19 protein-coding genes are annotated in these 20029 nt (G+C 56.8%); 8 read left to right on the top strand and 11 right to left on the bottom strand.

The features are described from left to right. Positions 1-54: 54 nt before the first annotated feature. Both proC and Pan97_RS09745 read left to right on the top strand, forming a co-directional pair. Positions 55-870, top strand: a complete 816-nt coding sequence (gene proC, locus Pan97_RS09750) for a pyrroline-5-carboxylate reductase (RefSeq protein WP_174819545.1) — start codon at positions 55-57, stop codon at positions 868-870. A 72-nt stretch (positions 871-942) separates the two neighbouring features. Further along, the gene (locus tag Pan97_RS09745) at positions 943-1194 is read left to right on the top strand and encodes a hypothetical protein (RefSeq protein ID WP_144972027.1); all 252 of its coding nucleotides are present in this window, start codon (positions 943-945) and stop codon (positions 1192-1194) included. 119 nt (positions 1195-1313) lie between these two features. Here the strand turns inward: Pan97_RS09745 and Pan97_RS09740 are convergent, their stop codons facing one another. The 4 genes from Pan97_RS09740 to Pan97_RS09725 form a co-directional block, all read right to left on the bottom strand. Continuing rightward, positions 1314-1508 carry a hypothetical protein gene (locus tag Pan97_RS09740; RefSeq protein ID WP_144972025.1) on the bottom strand — a complete coding sequence of 65 codons (195 nt, stop codon included), beginning with the start codon at positions 1506-1508 and terminating at the stop codon, positions 1314-1316. A 104-nt stretch (positions 1509-1612) separates the two neighbouring features. Further along, entirely contained in the window at positions 1613-3286 is a 1674-nt protein-coding gene (ettA, locus tag Pan97_RS09735; protein WP_144972023.1) for an energy-dependent translational throttle protein EttA, read from the bottom strand. A gap of 374 nt (positions 3287-3660) precedes the next feature. Then, entirely contained in the window at positions 3661-5244 is a 1584-nt protein-coding gene (guaA, locus tag Pan97_RS09730; protein WP_144972021.1) for a glutamine-hydrolyzing GMP synthase, read from the bottom strand. Between the two features lie 503 nt (positions 5245-5747). After that, positions 5748-6305 carry a GNAT family N-acetyltransferase gene (locus Pan97_RS09725; RefSeq protein WP_144972020.1) on the bottom strand — a complete coding sequence of 186 codons (558 nt, stop codon included), beginning with the start codon at positions 6303-6305 and terminating at the stop codon, positions 5748-5750. A gap of 428 nt (positions 6306-6733) precedes the next feature. Between Pan97_RS09725 and Pan97_RS09720 the strand changes: the two genes are divergently transcribed. Further along, the gene (locus Pan97_RS09720) at positions 6734-7213 is read left to right on the top strand and encodes a hypothetical protein (protein ID WP_144972018.1); all 480 of its coding nucleotides are present in this window, start codon (positions 6734-6736) and stop codon (positions 7211-7213) included. A gap of 91 nt (positions 7214-7304) precedes the next feature. Continuing rightward, on the top strand, positions 7305-8267 hold the full coding sequence (locus tag Pan97_RS09715) for a DUF1559 domain-containing protein (RefSeq protein ID WP_144972016.1): 963 nt from the start codon (positions 7305-7307) through the stop codon (positions 8265-8267). A gap of 235 nt (positions 8268-8502) precedes the next feature. On the opposite strand, the gene Pan97_RS09710 is transcribed toward Pan97_RS09715, so the two are convergent. Continuing rightward, the gene (locus tag Pan97_RS09710; RefSeq protein ID WP_144972014.1) at positions 8503-8925 is read right to left on the bottom strand and encodes a hypothetical protein; all 423 of its coding nucleotides are present in this window, start codon (positions 8923-8925) and stop codon (positions 8503-8505) included. A 56-nt stretch (positions 8926-8981) separates the two neighbouring features. Then, complete coding sequence (locus tag Pan97_RS09705; RefSeq protein ID WP_144972012.1) at positions 8982-9992, bottom strand: DUF1559 family PulG-like putative transporter; 1011 nt, start codon at positions 9990-9992, stop codon at positions 8982-8984. Between the two features lie 432 nt (positions 9993-10424). Here Pan97_RS09705 and surE point away from each other — a divergent pair, with 432 nt between their 5' ends. Together surE and Pan97_RS09695 are read left to right on the top strand one after the other, a co-directional pair. Continuing rightward, on the top strand, positions 10425-11198 hold the full coding sequence (surE, locus tag Pan97_RS09700) for a 5'/3'-nucleotidase SurE (RefSeq protein WP_144972010.1): 774 nt from the start codon (positions 10425-10427) through the stop codon (positions 11196-11198). A 119-nt stretch (positions 11199-11317) separates the two neighbouring features. Continuing rightward, a complete protein-coding gene (locus tag Pan97_RS09695) occupies positions 11318-11734 on the top strand; it encodes a hypothetical protein (protein WP_144972008.1) in 417 nt (138 codons plus the stop codon). 116 nt (positions 11735-11850) lie between these two features. Here Pan97_RS09695 and Pan97_RS09690 read toward each other — a convergent pair whose 3' ends face one another. The 3 genes from Pan97_RS09690 to Pan97_RS09680 all read right to left on the bottom strand — a co-directional run bounded on the left by Pan97_RS09690 (position 11851) and on the right by Pan97_RS09680 (position 14544). Beyond that, positions 11851-13269: a sulfatase gene (locus Pan97_RS09690; protein WP_144972006.1), complete on the bottom strand. Its 1419-nt coding sequence runs from the start codon at positions 13267-13269 to the stop codon at positions 11851-11853. Positions 13270-13352: 83 nt separating this feature from the next. Further along, the gene (locus tag Pan97_RS09685; RefSeq protein WP_144972004.1) at positions 13353-14141 is read right to left on the bottom strand and encodes a tetratricopeptide repeat protein; all 789 of its coding nucleotides are present in this window, start codon (positions 14139-14141) and stop codon (positions 13353-13355) included. After that, positions 14116-14544 carry a hypothetical protein gene (locus tag Pan97_RS09680; protein WP_144972003.1) on the bottom strand — a complete coding sequence of 143 codons (429 nt, stop codon included), beginning with the start codon at positions 14542-14544 and terminating at the stop codon, positions 14116-14118. Before Pan97_RS09680 ends, Pan97_RS09685 begins: the two co-directional genes overlap by 26 nt. A 786-nt stretch (positions 14545-15330) precedes the next feature. Between Pan97_RS09680 and Pan97_RS09675 the strand changes: the two genes are divergently transcribed. Then, on the top strand, positions 15331-15558 hold the full coding sequence (locus tag Pan97_RS09675; RefSeq protein ID WP_144972001.1) for a carbon storage regulator: 228 nt from the start codon (positions 15331-15333) through the stop codon (positions 15556-15558). A gap of 60 nt (positions 15559-15618) precedes the next feature. On the opposite strand, the gene Pan97_RS09670 is transcribed toward Pan97_RS09675, so the two are convergent. Further along, positions 15619-16779 carry a DegT/DnrJ/EryC1/StrS family aminotransferase gene (locus Pan97_RS09670; RefSeq protein WP_165698680.1) on the bottom strand — a complete coding sequence of 387 codons (1161 nt, stop codon included), beginning with the start codon at positions 16777-16779 and terminating at the stop codon, positions 15619-15621. Positions 16780-16972: 193 nt separating this feature from the next. Here Pan97_RS09670 and Pan97_RS09665 point away from each other — a divergent pair, with 193 nt between their 5' ends. Continuing rightward, a complete protein-coding gene (locus Pan97_RS09665; protein ID WP_144971997.1) occupies positions 16973-19078 on the top strand; it encodes an esterase/lipase family protein in 2106 nt (701 codons plus the stop codon). A gap of 28 nt (positions 19079-19106) precedes the next feature. Here Pan97_RS09665 and Pan97_RS09660 read toward each other — a convergent pair whose 3' ends face one another. Then, complete coding sequence (locus Pan97_RS09660; RefSeq protein WP_144971994.1) at positions 19107-19475, bottom strand: carbon storage regulator; 369 nt, start codon at positions 19473-19475, stop codon at positions 19107-19109. Positions 19476-20029 lie beyond the last annotated feature (554 nt).

Here is a 20029-nt window from a genome sequence, read left to right as displayed (position 1 = left end):
CAAACCGATATGACTTAGAGTGACGGCAACTTACCAAGAGAATAGGAAGCATTGATGTCAACGAATTCACCCCGCATCGGTTTTTTGGGTGCCGGGCAAATGGCACTGGCAATGGCGCATGGGTTTGTCGCTCGTGGTGGCGTACCCGCGGCGAACATCCTGGCCGCCGATCCCTTCGAGCAAGCTCGAACTCGTTTCGCGAAAGAGATTTCCGGCGCGAAGACCACGGCGTCCAACCAGGAGGTGATCGACCAGAGCGACGTCGTCATCCTTGCGGTCAAACCGCAGATGATGGCCGACGCGGCCAAGTCGCTGACGAAAGTCCCTGGTAGCTGCCTGTTGATCTCGATTGCGGCCGGCATTTCGCTAGACAAGCTAAACTCGCTATTTTCCACCAAGCGGATCATTCGCGTGATGCCCAACACGCCGTGCCTGGTGGGGCTTTCGGCTTGCGCCTTTTCCGCAAACGAAGGGATCTCGGACGAAGACGTCACGCTCACCAAAACGCTGCTGGAAGCCACCGGCATTGCGGTTCAGGTCCCCGAAAAGCAACTGGACGCGGTGACCGGGCTCTCAGGCAGCGGCCCGGCGTTTGTGTACATGATGATCGAAGCGATGAGCGACGCCGGCGTCCGGCAGGGCTTGCCGCGAGCGGTGGCGCTACAGTTGGCAGCCCAAACCGTAAAGGGTGCCGCCGAAATGGTTTTGGCGACCGGGCAGCATCCCGCGGCGCTGAAAGACAACGTGACCAGCCCCGGCGGGACAACAATCGCAGGCGTGCATGAGCTCGAGAAAAAGGGCTTCCGGGGGGCAGTTATCGACGCGATTTCGGCCGCGGCAGAGCGTTCTAAAGAATTAGGGCAGGATTGACAACGCAAACCGCCGATGCCAGTAATATAATGAAATGGTTAAAGAGACTGCCTGTATGAAAAGGAGTCGCCCATGAGTTCGCTCTTTTGCATCATCGACGACAAACACGTACCGATCTATCGCATCTTATGGATCTCGGACGTACCACACTTCTGTGGTGAGGACGATTGCCAGTGCGAAGGCCGCTACGAAGTTCGCCTGGAACAAGGCGAATCACTATGGACCAATCGCGAGGAACGCGATGAAGTCCTGAAGGTTCTCGAAAAGTGGCATACTGGGGACGACCTGGACGCCGGGGGGTCCGATTTCGAGAACTGGTCGTAACCCGAATTCACCATTCAAGCTAACACACCATATAAAAAGGACCTGACAGCAAAGGGTCAGGTCCTTGTTTTTCAAGATTAAAGTCTTTCCCGGATCATTCCACCAGGCGGCATCGCCGACTACTTTTTGGCAGTCTTCTTTTTAGCGGCCTTCTTCTTCGGTGCAGCCGTGCTAGTTTTTTTGCCGCTTGTTTTGGCGGCAGCCTTGCTAGTCGACTTCTTGGTGGTGGACTTCTTTTTGGCAGGGGCGGCGCCAAAAGCCGATTCCCAACCGGAAGCGTACTTTTCGGTGGAACCCACGCGAATGATAGACACGGTAAAAACCTCCTAGAAACTACTAAGTCCTGAATGGATGTCAGGCAGGTGAATCATTGTGTTAGTTAAAAACGTTTTTCGTCGACAGGTCAAGGACCAACCCACTAGCGCTGCAACTTCTTGTACTTGAATCGATGGGGCTCGTCAGCGCTGACTCCCAGACGTTCTTTCCGCTGACGCTCGTAGGTGTCGAAGTTTCCTTCACACCAGTGGACGTAGCCATCCCCTTCAAAGGCCAGGATATGCGTGGCAATCCGATCCAGAAACCAGCGATCGTGGCTCGTGACGACCACGCAGCCGGCATAGTTCAAAATGGCTTCTTCCAGCGCCCGCAACGTATCGACGTCCAAGTCATTCGTCGGTTCGTCCAACAGCAGGACGTTCGATCCGCGACGCAGAAGCGTGGCCAGGTGCACCCGGTTGCGTTCACCACCCGAGAGTACGCCGACCTTCTTTTCCTGGTCGGGGCCTTTGAAGTTGAAGCGCGAGACGTACGCCCGGGCGTTGATCTTGCGTTTGCCCAGTTCGATCGTGTCGTGACCTCCGCTGATCTCCTGAAAGACGGTCTTGTCGGGATCGAGCGCGTCGCGCGACTGATCGACGTAGCCGAGTTCGACCGTATCGCCGATCACGATTTCACCCGAGTCCGGCGTGTCTTGACCGGTCAGCATGCGGAACAGCGTCGTCTTACCGGCACCGTTAGGACCGATGATCCCGACGATACCCCCAGGGGGCAGGCGGAAGTTGAGGTCTTCGACCAACAGCCGATCGCCGAAGCCTTTGTTGACGTTTTTGACGTCGATGACCTGATCCCCCAGTCGCTTGCCCGAAGGGATCTGGATTTCAAATTCGTCGGGCTGGTCTTCGTATTGCTCGGCGACCAGCTTTTCGTAGGCGTTGATACGGGCCTTCCCTTTGGACTGCTTCGCCTTGGCGGAAGAGCGGATCCACTCCAATTCCTTTTGCAGGGTCTTCTGGCGGGCTTCGCTTTGCTTCTCTTCGACGGCCAGACGCTTCTGCTTCTGCTCGAGCCACGACGAGTAGTTCCCCTCGAACGGAATGCCTTTGCCGCGGTCGAGTTCCAGAATCCAGCCAGCGACGTTATCCAAAAAGTAACGATCGTGGGTCACGGCGACGATCGTACCGGGGTATTCGGCCAGGTGATGCTCGAGCCACAGAATCGATTCGGCGTCCAAGTGGTTCGTTGGTTCGTCCAACAGCAGCAGGTCCGGCTTGCGAAGCAGCAGCTGACACAAAGCGACACGCCGGCGTTCACCACCAGACAAGTTGGTGACGCCCGACTCTGGCTCCGGCAGGTTCATCGCGCTCATGGCGATTTCGATTTCGCGATCGAGTTCCCAACTGTTGGTCGCCTCGATCTTGTCCTGCAAGCTTGCCATCTCTTCGTAGAGGGCATTCATCTCGTCTTCGGGCAACTCCTCGCCCAGCTTGCCGGTAATCTCGTTAAAACGCGTCAGCAAACCACGGCGTTCAGCGACCGCCTGCTCGACGTTCTCGAGCACATTCTTGCTCTCATCGAGCTGCGGCTCTTGCGGCAAATAGCCTACCGTAAAACCATCACTAAGACGGGCTTCTCCGTCAAATTCCTTATCGATCCCCGCCATGATCTTGAGCAGGGTCGATTTTCCGGCCCCATTGCGGCCAAGAACTCCAATTTTTGCACCTGGATAGAATGCTAGCCAGACTTCCTTTAATATCTCGCGAGGACCAATCTTCTTGGTCAGTTGTTCCATCTGGAAGATGTATTTCTTGCTCATTGAAATCTTCAAATCCCGTTTTAGGGGAAAAGTTCTAGTCCTTGCGCTTTACCGTACCGTTAAGCTTTCAAGAGGCCTAATGAAAAACTAGACACCGCAAACCGTTTTCCGCCGGAAAATTATCTGCCATCAACCAGTTTTTAATGCTTGCAAGCTCACGATTCTCTGGTACCATCCGAAGTGTTGGAAGCACACTCCAACGCTCACTAATCTCATATCTTGTCGGTACGAGTAAGGTTCAGTTTCGAGGATTACCATCCCCATTCCTCGCCCCGCCAAAAACTGAATTTACATCGCACCTTCCCGATCAACAGCGTGGCTAGTCCCCCTAGTCACGCTTTTTTCGTTTCTTGCCGGCCTGCTCGCGGGAAAGCCTATTCCCACTCGATCGTAGCCGGGGGTTTGGTGCTAATGTCGTAGCACACGCGATTGACCCCTTTGACCTCGTTGATGATGCGCGTCGAGATCCGTGCCAGCACCTCGTACGGCAGGTCGCTCCAGGTCGCCGTCATGAAGTCGTCCGTATCGACGCAGCGGACGCACACGGCGTTGTCGTACGTGCGGGCATCGCCCATCACGCCCACGCTTTGCACCGGCAGCAGCACGGCGAAGCACTGCGAGGTCGACCGGTACAGGTTGGCCGACTTGATCTCGTTCACCACAATCGCGTCGGCTTCTCGCAGCACGGCCAATTTTTCCTCGGTCACCTCGCCCAGGCAACGCACAGCCAGGCCTGGACCAGGGAAGGGATGCCGCCAGACGATATCTTCCGGCAGCCCCAGTTCGATGCCCAGCTTGCGGACTTCGTCCTTGAACAGGTCGCGTAGCGGCTCGACCAGGTCGAAGCCCAGTTCCTTCGGCAGACCGCCGACGTTGTGGTGCAGTTTGATCACCGCGGCCGGCCCGTCTTGAGCTGCACCACTTTCGATCACGTCCGGATACAGCGTCCCTTGAGCGAGGAACTTGGCGTCTTTGATCTTGGTCGCTTCCTCCTTGAAACACTCAATGAATTCATAGCCGATGATGCGGCGTTTTTCCTGCGGATCGGAGACGCCTGCCAGCTTGTTCAGGAAACGCTCCTTCGCGCTGACCACGTGCAGGTCGGTCTTGAAGTGCGAGGAAAACTCGGAGATCACCGCACCTTCCTCGTCTTTCCGCAAAAGGCCGTTATCGACCAGGATGCAGGACAGTTGATCGCCAATCGCTCGGTAAAGCAGGGCGGCCACCACCGACGAATCGACCCCGCCTGAAAGGCCGCAAATGACGCGGGCATCCCCCACTTCTTCGCGAATCCGGGCGATCGTTTCGCGGGCAAAGTCACCCAGTTTCCAGGTTCCCTCGCAGCCGCAAATGGTGATCACGAAGTTCCGCAGGATCTGGCTGCCCAGCGGCGTGTGCGTGACTTCCGGATGGAACTGGATGCCGTACTGCTTGTGCTCGACATGACGCATCGCCGCCACGGGGCAGGTGCGGGTCGAAGCCAACGGGCGGAACAGGCCGCTGATCTGCTCGACCTGGTCGCCATGGCTCATCCACACGTCGGTTTCGTCCGGCAGGCCGGACAGCAGGTCTTTGGCGTCGTTGATTTTGATGTGGGCATGGCCGTATTCGCGGGCCGAGGCGTTACGCACCTTGCCGCCAAACCGATCGCACATCAACTGCATGCCGTAGCAGATGCCCAGGATCGGAATGTCGAGGTCAAAGATGCCTGGGTCGCACTTCGGAGCATCCGGCTCGTACACGCTGGAAGGCCCGCCTGAAAGAATGATTCCCTTGGGGGCCAGTTCCCGGATCCGCTCGGCGGTAATGTCGTGCCGCACGATTTCGCAGTAAACGTGCTGTTCCCGCACGCGGCGAGCGATCAACTGGGCATACTGCGACCCAAAGTCGAGCACCAGCACGCGTTCCGAGTAGATGTCGTTTGTCCCAGGGGAACCGACGGAGGCGGTATCAGGCATGGTTTCCGTCCGTGATCGTCAGGCAATCGGGCCTGACCGGGAAATGAAAAATCCCGCCGAACTATGGGGCGGGACATGGAAACGGGCGATTATATCGCGACTTCCGCAGCCGTCCAACCGTCTCGTAGTCCGTTTGAGGTGAAGTCGCGGGAAACCTTGCCCATAGTTTGGAAGTTTGAAGTGTTCCGTTTTCAGCAGGAAGATGGAAAGGTAACCTGCTGTCCAGATTCACCCCGTTCGGGTGGGGATGGTGGTATGCTGCTCAACTGTAAGTTGAAGATACAAGGCTGGGTCTCGACCCCGCCACGGCAATTCGGTTATATCAGCCTGTTGTTACCGGAAGATAGTGCGCGCTTGCGTTGCTTGTGCTGGATACCGTTTGGCTGCCGGTTATCCGATTTTCGTTGATCACCATCGCAGTGCAGTCAGCCGGCCTTCTAAGCGATGGGATTTCCGAAGGCCTCACAGAATTCGGATGCCGACGTCTTGCCGACTGAAAGATCTCAAGCCTGCGAGAGCGTCTTCTGCCACTCGCTCGACAACAACCCATAAACAACGTGGCTCAAGTAACGCCCGTCGATTGCCTCCGCTTCGCGGATGGTTCCTTCGATGGTGAAGCCTAGCCGCTGGGGGATGGCTCGGCTTTTGGTGTTTTCCGTCGCGCAGCGGATCTCGACGCGGTGCAGGCCCAGCTGGGTGAACGAGTGGGATATGTACGCGGCACAGGCCTTGGTCATGATCCCTTGGCCCTGGGCTTTTTGGGCCAGCCAATAGCCGAGGGAAGTCGACTTGTTTTGCCAGTCGATCTTGTGCATGCCGATGACGCCGACGATTTCCTGGCCGGCGCGAATGGCCGTCTGGAAGCCTGAGTTGCCGGCGAGTTGCTGAAGCGTGGTAGCAATGAACGCTTCGACGTTGGCGACCGACTGGGTCGATTCCACCCACGGCATCCTCGGGCGAAGATGCTCGCGGTTGGCATCGACGACCTCGAAGATCTCCTGCGCGTGTCGCGGTGCGAGGAGTTCAAGCCGAAGATTGGGTTCGAGGTGATACGAGAACATCAATGGCTGCCTTGGCTGGATTCGTGGTGCGATGGACTAAGTCATTAGTGCTACCCTGGCAGCAAATGGTTCGCGAAATCCTGGGTGTGATGAGAGTAGCGAACGACGGGCTTTCTCGGCCAAGGTAGGCGAGCGGTGAAACGAACGAGTGAGCCGGACGGTTTTGCCGGCCAAAGGGGCTTGGCAGCCCCTTAGCATACGAACCAATAGGCCGCTGAATAGCCTGAATGGCGCCTTATTTAACCAAATTGCCTATTCTAAGGATGAGAATATTTCGTAACGCACTGCCGTACAAATTCATTGGATTTAAATCCTTTTTCTGATAATCTGCGGTTACACTACCCCTCTGGTTAGCCGGTCAGCCACCCAACTTTTCAAATTTATACTGTTCCAACGAGCCAACCATCGTCTCATCCATTGAGGTTGCCATGGACCAACTCTGCAGACTCTTTTCTTTGCTTCGCGCGAAGAATGGCCTCGCGATTCCTGCGATCTTGTCGGTCAGTCTCCTTTGCCTGTCACTTACTGGTTGTGGCAATGGCCGCACTACGGCCGGTGCGACGGCTTCGGGCCTGGTGACGATCGATGGGGTTCCGCTTGACGGGGGCACAATTGCGTTCGCTCCGGTCGGTCGCGGCTCGTCCGCGTTCGGGAAGATTCGTCCCGACGGTACCTACGTTGTCGAGACCGACGCCCAAACGATCGGACTGGCCCCAGGTGACTACCAGGTAGCCATCTACTACGAACCGAGTGAAACGGAAGACGCCCAGGGGAATGTGATCGTCGGCAAGAATCCTGTGGCGAAGAAGTACGGCGACTTTGATCGTTCCGGGTTAACCGTCACCGCCAACAAGGGTGACAACAAGTGGGATTTCGATCTCCAACCCAAGAAGGCGGGTCGCAAGTAATAAGCCATAGATTCAACGGTGCCTGCGGCGATTGTTCGAGCGGGCACACCGTTCTCTTCTTTTTCTTATCTGGTATTTACAAGGAGTTGCCATGTCTCATTTCTCATTTCGAAGACATGCGTTCACGCTTGTTGAACTACTTGTCGTGATCGCGATCATCGGCGTTCTGATTGCGTTGCTCTTGCCGGCGGTTCAGCAAGCCCGGGAAGCAGCACGGCGGATGCAATGCACCAACAACCTCAAGCAGTTGGGGTTGGCAATGCACAACTATCATGACGTCGTCGGCAGTTTGCCGCCGGCGTATGTGTTTACCGGCGACACGTCGCACGACCGGATTGCCCTGTGGTCCTGGGGCGCCATGCTGGCACCTTACTTCGAGCAGAACTCTGCTTACGACCGCTTAGATATCCGAGGCAATACGGCCGTTGCTGCCGTCAACAACAATGCCAAGCGGAATATCATTCAAACTCCACTTTCCGCCGTGCGCTGCCCATCGGACGCCGGCCCCGAGAAGCACAATGACTCCGTTGCCGCGCGGAAGTATCGAGACACGATCGCGGACGTGAACCGTCACGGAATCGTGTCGAACTACGTGGTGAATAACAGCAGCGGGCAGATTCGCAATTTCCGCGGAACGCCCAACAGCGATGCCGATGGTGCGTTCTACCGAAATAGTGACGTCGGATTTCGCGACCTGGTCGATGGGACCTCGAATACAATCCTGATCGGCGAGCGCAGCTATCTGCATCCGCTGGCTGGGAATAACGAACCTCAAGGCGCCATGTTCTGGGGCACCAGTGGTTATTTCGACGGCGATGGCAAAGGGCTCGGCTCGGTTTCCGCTGGCGGCCATCGCAAAATCAATTGCCCCGAGAACAACCAGTGTCGCCGCTCCTACACCAGCATGCATCCTGGCGGAGCACAGTTCTGCCTGGGTGATGGTTCGGTCCGTTTCATTGCCGAAACGATCGAACACAATACCAACGCCAACGTGAACTCGACGTTTGAGTTCCTGCTTTCCATCGCCGATGGCAACGTTCCTGGCGAATTTTAGAAACGTCCTAGGATGTCGGATTCAATGGCCCCGGACGAGTTTCCGGGGCCGGATTCGTAGGCTGGGGGCGGCAGCGGCACACGAAAGAAACCTAGGACAAGAAAACCCGAGAAACACCCACCTTCTCAAGCAGAAAGCGGGCCGAGCGGTTCTTCCTTGGTTCTGCCAAACAAGGGAAGTTGCTCGAGCCCGCCACCTGTCGTATGGACGTCGTAGGGGGTCGTACGATTGATCGTTACTTCGGTGGTTCGACCTGGAAGTCGATCGTGTTGGCCCCTGGCTTGACCTGGGCGGTCAGTTCCGAGGTCTGCACGTCGGCGTACTTTTCGTGAACCAGCGACTTGGATGTTGCCACCGAGCGGCCGTTACGGTCGCCGCCGACTGAACTGATCTTCGAGACGATCGCTACCTGGTAATTGCCGGCCGGGGCGCCGTCGCCAGGCTGAACCGAGGAAAGCTCGTACGAGCCATCGGGGGCGATGCGAGACGAAGCGCTGATTGGCGGACTGACCGAAGTGAACGTGATCCGACCGCCAGAGACCACCTGGCCGTCAGTCGTGGTGATGGTGCCGGTCACCGTCGAATTACCGGACGAACCACAGCCGACCAGCGGAAGGACCGCCACGAGGGCAAACAGGGCGATACAAAAACGTTTCATAGTCACACTTATTGGAATAGGTTGTTGGCAGGAACTCTTCAATTTCAAAAGAGCGACTAAGGAATCGAGTTGACTTCGCCGTCGTTGCAGATGACCAGGCGTTCCAGAACGACCTGGCTCAGCGTTGGGGCGATCGTCTGCACGGCACCGTCAGCCATCAGCATGTTGACCACGTTGCCTGAGTGCCAACTGCCCAGTTGCGGTTCGCCGGCGTTGTGCAGGTTGTAGATCACGTCTTGCGGCCCCTTGGCGAAACCACGGCCACGCACCGGCAGCAGCACGCCGTGAGCACGTCCCCAGCTACCGAAGTTGAAGATCACACCGTCACGTTCACCATTTTCTGGCGTGCAGCAGGCACCCAGCTTCTCAGCCGGAACGTGCTTTTCGGCGAACAAGGCCGTGTTGCTCAGACCGTCGGTCACGCGAGCGAACGAGTCGCGGCCGCTCCAGGTGGTAACCGTTTCGGTGTCGAGGTTGGGAACGTGACTGAAGTTCGTCTTGGCCATTCGCAGCGCTTGTCGCTGGTTCGACTGGCTGGCATCGTTGTGCAGATTCCACTCGTCCCAACCGGTGTTGCCGCCGTGGTAGGTAAGAATGCCGTAGTCGTAGGCCGCGAAACCGGTACCTTCGTAGTGGTTGCCGCCGTTGCCGCTCATTTCACGAGCCGATCGCGAAGGGCACATAAAGACGCTCAACCCCTTGGCACCATCGGAAGTGAGCGCGGTCAGGCTCACGTCGCGGTCAGGCTGGCCCATGGTGTTTAGCTGGTTGTAGAGGTTGTCTTGCTCCAGGTAAGGAAGCAGCAGCGAGAAAGCCGAGTGTCCTTCCTTGGCAATGGCCAGGGGGACCATCTTGTCATAGGTGTCGTGGAAGTTGTGTACGGCCAGCCCGAGCTGCTTCAAGTTGCTGGTGCACTGCATCCGGCGAGCTGCTTCACGAGCTTGCTGCACCGCCGGCAAGAGCAACGCGATCAGCACCCCAATGATGGCAATCACCACCAAGAGTTCGACCAGGGTAAAACCACGCCGCGATGGGCGAGATACGACGAGAGCGGTAGCTGGAGACATCGGCAGGAACCTCTGAATAAGAGTTCGACGGACGCGACAACCGATAAGTCAGCGAGGCCGCGTTCGTCAGGGTTTCTATTGAACCCGCGACAGGTGAAAGTAAGAAAAAACTCGTAGCAAACAGTCGCTACTTCGCATTGCGTTGGGAAGGCCGTGGTTAGTTGGTCATCAAGGTTGCTGACCTGGCAGCTAACCTTGGCCGGATTCGCTGAGCGATATGTTTATTTTAGTTTTTCTTTCGAATGCAACCCATGAAAGATTGCACAACGATGCCACACACTTTTACCTGTAAAAATGCGACCGCTCATGTCGTAAAACCTCTGATCACTCGCATCGCGGCGTGTCTGTGGCAAATCATTAAGCCTTCGTGAGCCACATGTACCGACGTTCAAATTGCCGTAAGATGAAAGAAAAACCCGAGGTGGAACCACGATGAAAATACTTCTTGCGAATGACGATGGCATTTATGCTCCGGGCTTGGCGGCCATGGAAAAGGCTTTGCGTGCCATTGGTGACGTGACGGTCATCGCGCCGGCGACCGAGCAGAGCGGGGTAGGGCACTCGATCACTTTCCTGTCGCCGCTGGTCTGCAAAGAGATCTACGACGGCGATAGGCGGCGCGGGTATGCCGTGGAAGGGAGCCCGGCCGACTGCGTGAAGTTGGGGGTCGTCGAGTTGATGGACGGGCGGCCGGATCTGATTGTCAGCGGGATCAACGGCGGGCTGAACGCGGGGATCAACGTCCTGTACTCCGGCACCGTGGGCGCGGCCATTGAAGGAGCCTTCTTCGGCATCACCAGCATTGCCGTTTCCCTGGAATGGAACGAGCATGCCCAGTTCGACCGGGCAGCGGAGATGGCTCGCCAGATCATCAGCCAGATTCTCGAGCACAAGTCGAACTCCCCCAGGCTGTACAACCTGAACATTCCCACCCCCGCCACGAAGCTACCTCCCGGCAAGGCGGAACTAAAGGTCGTGCCGATGGGAGTGGCCCGCTACGGCGAGCACTTCATCAAGCGAAAAGACCCGCGAAACCGGGACTATTACTGGGCTACCGGCGATCCACCGCCGGAACACGGCGAGGAAGAAACCGATCTCTCGGCGCTCGAGAAAGGGTATCTGACCCTCACGCCGCTGCACTTCGACATGACCGAACGTGCGCAAATCGATGAAATGAAGCCTTGGAATCTGAAAGTCCTTGATTAGGGTAGAAGTACCCCGATTCACTTTTCATTTTCCTTTACCGGCAACTGAGGCCGGCGTCGAAGTGCGCACCTGTGCGTGGATGGATTCCGCGTCGCTGCGCGTGAATGATCGACATTGCCATGTTCGTACGAAAAGTGACTCTACTCGGACTTCTGTCCCTGGCCGCCATTGCTGTAGCTTCTGACCAAGTTTCGGCGAACGATTGGCTGCTCGCGCCTAGCTACTACAGCCACGATCCGCAAACCGGCGATCGTGCCGTGCAGTATGCTCAGCCGCAGCCTGCGTTCGTGTACGAGAACCCAACCTACCTCAAGTCAGGGTATCACCATCGCCGCTCGACCATCCGAACCGGCGACGGTAGCCTGGACCAATTCCATGTGGTCGAGGAGTGGGGCCGTCCGGTGCGTCCGTATGGCGAATGGGAACGACCGTTCCGTCCGTACTCGGTTCCCTATCAATTGTGGGGACAGCCTTACGGCGGCTTAGGACCGATCTACCAGAACTTCCCGTATCGGTATCCGTACCTCAGGCCCTAACCGGGTCCAGGCGGTGGCAACCATTCGAACTAGAACCGCTGCATGAATTGCTGTTGCAGTCTTTGCAGGATGGCTATCGCCTCAGAAGACGTAGCCATCCTACGATTTGTCGATAACTATTTCGCTTCCGCGAACCAGTCGGGAGCGTTGGCAGTGGCTTCGTCGTACTTTTCGAGCAGGGCCTTCTTCAGCCTGCCGACGATCTCGGGATGATCTGCCGAAACGTCTTTCGTCTCACCGATGTCTTCGGTCAGGTTATACAACTCGAACGCGGTAAACTTCGCGTCTTTGATCTTCGAGTAGTCCCCCTTGTGATAGGCGGCTCCTGGCTTGACTTCCCCTTGGTCCCATAGGGCGACCAGCTTCCAGTCGCCGTCGCGGACCGCCACCTTGGCATTGTGGAAGGCGCGATAGTAGTGCCAGAACAGCGGTTTGGCTCGTTCGATGGGCTCGCCGCGCATCAGGCCGACCAGGCTGGTTCCATCGAGCTTGGCACCGGCCGGAATCTCGGCTCCTGCGAGTTCGCAGAACGTGGGCAGGATATCAAGCGAACAGACCGGCACGTCCGACTCGGTACCCGCTTCGAGCTTACCAGGAAAGCGGGCAATGCCTGGTACACGAATCCCGCCTTCGTAGATGTGCAGCTTCATCCCCCGCAACGGCCCCGGCGAGCCATGCGAACGCCAGGCGTTAGGATAACGGTTGAGCGTCTCGGGGCCGTTGTCGCTGGTGAACAGCACAAGCGTGTCGTCGGCCAGGCCCAGCTTGTCGATCGTCTGCATCAAGCGGCCGACGGCACGATCCATGTTGGTGACGTTGGCATAGTAAAGGGCTTCCCCCTTTTTGTCGGCATCGGGGTAGGTCTTTACCAGATCGTCCGGCGAGGCGATCGGCTCGTGCGGTTCGTGAAACGTCACCAGCGCGAAGAAGGGCTTACCGTCGTCTTGAATTTCTTCGAGCCAGTGGCCAGCCTCGCCGGCAACCACCTGGCACGAAAAGTCACTCGTCGGACCTACCTTCTCGCCGTTGCGGACGAAGTTGACAGGCTTCTCGTGCGAAGGGGACGCATTGTTCTGCGTGGCGAACCAATATTCAAACCCAAGGTCCCCTGGCTGCGGCTGCTGGGGGGAATTGAACATTCCGTTGCAGTGCCACTTGCCGAACAGGCCCGTGTGGTAGCCCGCTTCCTTCAGCAGCTTGGCGACGGTGATTTCGCTCGCCTGGACGTGCATCGGCGAACCGCCGGGGATCCAATCGTAGATTCCAACTTGGGTCGGCGTTTGCCCGGTCACCAGGCCGGCACGCGAAGGGGAACAAACGGGTGCCGCGCTATAGCACGACGTGAAACGCACCCCTTGGGAGGCCAACCTGTTGAGGTTCGGCGTCTTGATGGCCGGATGGCCGTAGCACTCCAGGTCGCCATAGCCGAGGTCGTCGCACTGAATGACCAGGAAGTTGGGACGCTGCTGGGCGGTGGCCGTTTGCTGGACGACGACCAATAGCGCGAGCGCGATGAAAAGAGAAAATCGTTTCATGGGAGGGATCTCGAGGGGTGGGAGCTTGAAGAGAGTGACTTGCGATCTACGTGTCTCAGAATAACGCAGACCGGCACGAATAGCTAATTTTCGCCAGCGGCCTGCTTCTTTTGACGTCGCAAGACGTCACGATGCGCGATCCCTGCCGTCTCCCACATGTAGGTGCTGATCCGCGAAGGGCCTGCTTCGAGCAGCTTCGGATCGGCGGCCGTCTTCAGGTACTTGGCCGCCAGGTCGTCCTTGCCTTCGGCGACGTAGTACAGTCCGACGTACAGCAGCGTGTAAAAGCGATAGCCGGCGGCGGCTTCCCCGGTGAGCTTGGTCTGGTCCATCTGCTCGAGCAGTTTCTCCGGCGTCACGTTCCCGCGATAAAGCTCTAATACCTCCTGCAAGCCAGGGCGCGGATCGCGCTCGATGGCAATCAACGTTTCGCGGGCTTTGGCCAACCCCTCGGACTTGGCCAGGCAGAGGTACCGCCAGACCGAGTTTTCCACGTCCTGATCGTGATAGTTCTGGTAGTCGAGAAACTGCTTCGCTCCGGCGGCGTAGTCCCCGGCGTAGTAGCACGAGATGCCCCGTTCCCACAGGCTGTCGCTACGTGCCGGCTGAAGCTCGATCAGCTTGTCGAAGTCTTTCACCGACGCGCGAAAGTTCTCGGCCATGTAGTTCTCGGTGGCGCGGACGTAGTAGAGACTGGGCAGCGCCGGTTTCATTTCGATCATTTGGTCGAGCAGCGCGATCGCTTGCTTGTGATCGTCTTTGTCGAGTGCCTCGCGCAGCTGCATGTTCAGCTTGTCAAACGAAGGCTCTTGAGCGACGGCTAGAGTCGGTAAGAGAAGCACGAAGCTAAGGAGGATCAAACAGCGGGACATGGTCACTGAATTCTCGATGCACATCTTGAACGATCCGTTGCAGGGGCTTTCGGCGGATGCGTCGCTGGGCCTCTTCCAACAGGCACCAGCGAAAGCGAAAGTCGACCGGGCCGGTGGCTTCGGGGTACTTCCCGATGTACTGAAACACATGGGCCTTGATCACACCGGGCTCTTCGTTTCGCGAGCGACGCAGGGTGGCGACTGGCTTAGATGCTAGCGGACGAACAAGGAGATGCCAACGGTCTTGAATGTGATGCACGATCTGGTGGTGATCCGAGTGGTCGGCCAATGGGAAGTCAGGAAAAGCCCAGCGTGCGCTCTTTTGGTCGGACTTGAGCCAGAACTCCATTCCCAGTTGCGTTCGCCGGACGACCACAGCACAGATCCATTTTCCCTGGGGCATTCGAGGTCGTTTTTAGATAAGGTCCATTAGCAGCGAATTACGGCACGCAGCCCATTGGCGGGTCCCTCTGAAATGGTACTGCACATTTAACGTATCGGCAACGATTGAGAGCGCCAACCAGACTATTTCGACAAACTACCACCTGGACGAGGGTAGCTAGACCCTACATTCAGGTGTTTCTGGCCTTCATCGATCTCTCAAACTAACTGTCCGATATCTCCGGGTTTCTTCGTTGGTTTTTCGCAAACCGATCTGATTGACGAGCGTCCAACCCCTGTCGTGCTAGCTATCTGCGTGAGTTCTTACCGAACTTGGACCAGTCGATTCGATCATACCTCAAAACCTCAGAACCCCCTACATGCTACTATTTATTATCCCCTTCTGGCCAGGAATTGACCAATCTCTGCCTTCAGCACGCGTATTTACTGCTGAATTAGGCCAATGTGAACTTATCGTGAATCAGAAGAATCAACCTTAAGAGGCCGAAATGAGCCGGTTTTCATCTCAGTTTGATGGACGGTTCTCAATTTAAGACAGCGCGTCGACCAAGCGGCTCGTTTTCTTTAGCCGAAGTGAATATTTTTCTCCAAGCGAAAGACATTGAAACAGAACAACTTACAAAAAACTCAAGGTCATCCTAGACAGTTTTGTTGATTTCTGGCCCTTGAGTTGCACTTAGGGGGCAGCGAGGCGAGGGTGTTCGACACGATGGGTGTCGAGGCCTCACCGAGGGCACTGTACCCGGTCAAGACGATCCAATTTCATAAGCCACGGAGGAGTGAGGTCATGTTAGTTTTGAGTCGAAAAGTTGGCGATTCCATCAAGATTGGCGACAACATCGAAATCGTCGTGAATCGCATTTCTGGCAACCGAGTCACCATTGGCGTCGATGCCCCGAAGGACGTTCGTATCCTGCGTGGTGAAGTCGAACTCGAACTCGACGACGATGCCGTTCTGGCCCTGACTGGCCTAATGAATGCCGACTCCGCCAGCTATAGCCACTCGGCGAGCTAGTGCACATGCCCCAACGCCGCCTGTTTCAACAACCACATCGTTGGTTCGCGGCGTTGGGAGTCAGATGCTTTCGCTGTCTGGCCGACTGCCAACCATTGCAGCTAATTCCCACGAGAACCATCGGGCCATCCAGTCCATGGCTGCCAACTCATGCATCAGAATTGGATGGTGAAGAAGCACCGTTCGGGATGCAGCATTTTCGGCATCATTAAGAGTTCCCACCTTTCGGGCTTGGCTACTGGGACGTTTCGTGAAACCACGAAAACCTGAGCCAACCGGTAATCCCAGCTTTTCCGATCGTCCCACTAGTCGTGTGGCTACCTGCTCACTCTTGGCAAGCCATGCATGCTTGTAGAATGCCGGCTCGCTGTCTGCCCGCAACTGAATCGGACTGAGGTAGCCCTCCCAAGATGCTAGCAGTTCCCTGAGACGCTGCACACTTGACCATCTTCGTTGATTCCATTGGTCAAGACGCTTGAGTTGAGGCCGTATTACCGCTGCCTGTAGTTCACTCAGCGGAAACGCGTGGTTGCCCCGTTCGCAGAAGATCTTGGCCCGCTGCAGCACGTCGGCCCGCTCGGTCAGGATCGCACCACCTCGCCCGGCCGTCAGCAGTTTGCTGCCACCAAAACTGAGTACCCCTACATCTCCGAACGTCCCCAAACGCTTACCGTGTAATCGGGCACCCGGGGCCTGACAGGCATCTTCGACGATCGCAATCCCGCGTCGATCGGCCATTTCGCGAATCGCTGGCATATCGGCGATGCCTCCATGCAGGTGCGATACGATCACGGCGGATGTTTTCTCGGTGATCGCCGCTTCAATCGTCTCGACGTCCAGACACCAGGTGCGTGGGTTGATATCGACCAGCACGGGAAACAGCCCGCTATCTTGAATCGCGCGGAAGTTACCCGGAAAGTCATACGCCGCCAGGATCACCTCCGAGCCGTCCGGCAGGTTCAAACTGCGCAAGGCAATCTGCACGGCGATCGTCCCCGAGGCACACGACAGCGCTGCTGGCACCTCGTGAAACGCGGCCAGTTCTGCTTCTAACTGCTCGACGTTTGGCCCGTGATAGCGGCCCCAACTACCGTCTTCATGCGCGCGGAGCAGGGCCTCACGAATGGCCTGGTCGCCAGGACAGGGCCACTCGCTCCAGCGGGGATCAAACGGGGGAAGATCGTCGCGATCGCTGATCGTAAAGTTCCTCGACTGGGGCAATGAAATTCTTGCCGATCTCACATTGACGTACTTTTCTCGATCTTTGTATTGTCTTCCGGCCTCTTGCCATGTCCAGCGTAGGACCTGGCTCTGGTGTCTCGAACGGTCAAATCCCTGGCACCCCACGATTTGACAAAACACCAGGCAATCGTAACCGCGGAGTTCCCATATACTCGAGTCGAGAACGCGTCCCATGATCCATCTCCAACACTGGTTCATGCCCGCTACCGTCAGGCGAGGTTCGCGCTGGGAATCCAAAGGAATCATTCTTCTACTCTTAGCAGTCTCGATCACCTCAGGCTGTGCCACGCAAAAGTGGGCCAGCGTTCGCAAGTCTCCCAACAATCCGCTGGAAGGCCCGCTGCAGTTGATGTCGCACACTGGCCCTAAGGTCACCGACCGTACCCGGCAATCGTTGCGAGTACTGGGCCTCGAAAAGTATGCCGACGGCAGCTACGAAAAGGGGCTGGCCGAACTGGCCGCGATCATCGAAAAGGAACCGACTGGGGATAACCTTTATACGTTCGCCGAACTTTCGTACATCGCCGCCGCGCGAGCCGATGCAATGGGCAAGGACGCGACGGCCTTGGAACTGTACGCCGGCAGCGTGTCGCATGCCTATTACTTTCTCTTTGAATGCAAAGAAGGAGTCTCGGCCAATGGCTACGATCCGCGCTTCCGCCAGGCCTGCGACATCTACAACAAGTCGCTCGAAGGATCGCTGCGGCTGGTCAAAGCGCAAGGTCGCTTGAAGCAAGGGGAAACCTACCGAATCAAGACGCCCAATCACGTCTTCCACGTTTCGCTCGACACGGTCGGTCGCTGGAAAGATACCCAGTTTCAAGACTTCAAGTTCACCTCCGACTACCAGGTGGAAGGGCTCAAGAACCAGCATCGCCAGTATGGTTTAGGCGTGCCGCTGATTGCCGAATGCAAGGACAATCCGCCGCAGGCACCGGGTGCCGATTACTTTCCGCCGAATCTAACGTTCGCGCTTACCGCGTTTTTGCAGGTCGAACACACGCCGCAGATCGATCCGGAAACCAACAAGAAGATCCACTACTGCAAGATCCACTTGTACGATCCGCTGGAAAAGCCCGAGATCGAGATTCATGGCCGGACGATTCCATTCGAAGCCGACATCAGCACGCCGCTGGCCTACCTGCTCGATTCGAGTTCCCTCGCGCCAACCTACATGGCGACGCTAGGCTTGTTGAGCCCCGGCGAACAGACCGAACAACGCGGCATCTACATGCTCGAACCGTACGATCCCAAGAAGATCCCGGTGATGATGGTGCATGGTTTGTGGTCCAGCCCCATGACCTGGCTGGAAATGTTCAACGACCTGCGGGCTCAGCCTGAGATCCGAAAAGACTACCAATTCTGGTTCTATCTCTACCCGACAGGGCAGCCATTCTGGATCTCGGCCGCGCAGTTCCGAGCCGACCTGGACGCCATGCGCGCAGATCTCGATCCGCAGCACACGGCGATAGCACTCGATCAGATGGTGCTCGTCGGTCACAGCATGGGCGGTCTCGTCTCACGCATGCAGACCATCGAAAGTCAGAACGACTTCTGGAACCTGGTTTCCGATCAACCACCAAGCCAACTCAAAGGCAGTCCAGAAGACACCGAGGCTTTGAAGAACGTCCTGTTCTTTGAACCCAACACGTCCGTTCGCCGCGTGATCACCATGGGCACGCCGCATCGCGGAAGCGACTTCGCCAACTCGACCACACGCTGGCTGGGCAAGAACTTGATTGCTCTGCCTAGCTTCGTTACCGGCAGCAGCAACCGGTTGATCGCCGAGAACCCAGGCTTCTTCCGCAATCGAGAACTGTTGGAAATCAGTACCAGCGTCGACTCGCTGGCACCGGATTCGCCCGTGCTGCCTGAGATTCTGGACGCCCCGAAAGCACCGTGGGTCAAGTACCATACGGTGATTGGAGTGGTCGATCAGGACACCTGGCTGGGATACTTCTCGGGGCGTAGCGATGGGATTGTGAAGTACGAGAGTGCCCACCTAGACGAGGCGGTATCGGAGAAGATCGTCACTGCGGATCACAATACGGTCCATCGCAATCCACAAAGCGTGATCGAGGTGCGACGTATCTTGCGAGAACACGTCGAGCAGTTAAAGCAGGAATACTACAGCTCGCTTCAACAGCCGGCGATCGAACCGACGATGCACGATCCTGTGATGCCGGCAAGTCACTTGGCCCCAGTCCAGCGGTTTGCTCCTCAGCAAACCAATCCACTGCGGCCCAGCATCTATACGACTCCCCCGTCGCCCAACTAAGCGTTATCAGGGGAGTCGTTTCCTGCGACTAACCTACCGAGTTAGCGGCTCGGGCAGCCAGGAAGTCTCGCATGCTCGCGGCCCGGGGGGACTCGTTACGCTTGCTATCGGTCGTCTCTTGCTTCACGCGAAACGAGAGGACCCGGTAATCTTCCTTGCTGTGGCTACCAGCCGTTGCGGACTCGACTTGATCGATGCGCGACAGCGTTGACTGAGGCTCAGATTCCTCAGCCGGAGTAGCTTCTTCTTCCGGCTCAAGCTCGGCCCGCACGATTTTGACGTCGTTGGGTGCTTCGATCCCGATGCGAACCGTGTTTCCTTTCACCTTCAGGATGGTGATGGTGACGCCTTCGCCGATTTGAATTTGCTGCTGCTGCTTGCGAGTCAGAACTAACATTGGCTTACACTCCGTTGCAAAAAAGGGGAAATCCTTAGGTGGTTGTTTTGGCGTCTCTAGGCTTTCGCACAGCCCGTGCCAAACGATGACCAAACGACGCGATTTTGTCCTAAATGGTTCATTCCATTGATTTTAGTGTAAATCTGTTCATTTCCCTGCCTGCCAAGTAGTGTACAAATTTCCAATGATTTGGCAACTAGATTTGTCGAAATGACAATTTGGCAGAGGAAGAATTGCCAAAGTCCCTCAATTCAGAATAGTGACCGTCGATGGAAACCGCGGACAACACAGGCTAGATACTCGTGCCCTAAGGAAGGAAGAGATGACTCTCTGGACCACCCTGGGGATTGGAACGGTCGGATGACTAACTCCAATCAGTGCTGAATCCCTCTCCTCTTCGGTCAGCGCAAAAAAAAGGCCCAGCCACATGACCAAGGGCAGCGTGCCGCTGATAAAGCGACTCAGGTCATATGGCCGGGCTGGGGCTTGGGTTTGAGCGATCTTTGATTCAAATACCGCTTAGCGAGGAAATCAGCCCCCGAATTGCAAATCGA

It is taken from the genome of Bremerella volcania (assembly GCF_007748115.1).
Lineage (GTDB): Bacteria > Planctomycetota > Planctomycetia > Pirellulales > Pirellulaceae > Bremerella > Bremerella volcania.
The sequence above is the reverse complement of the archived record's forward strand: the minus strand, read 5'-3'. Positions and strand labels throughout refer to the sequence as shown.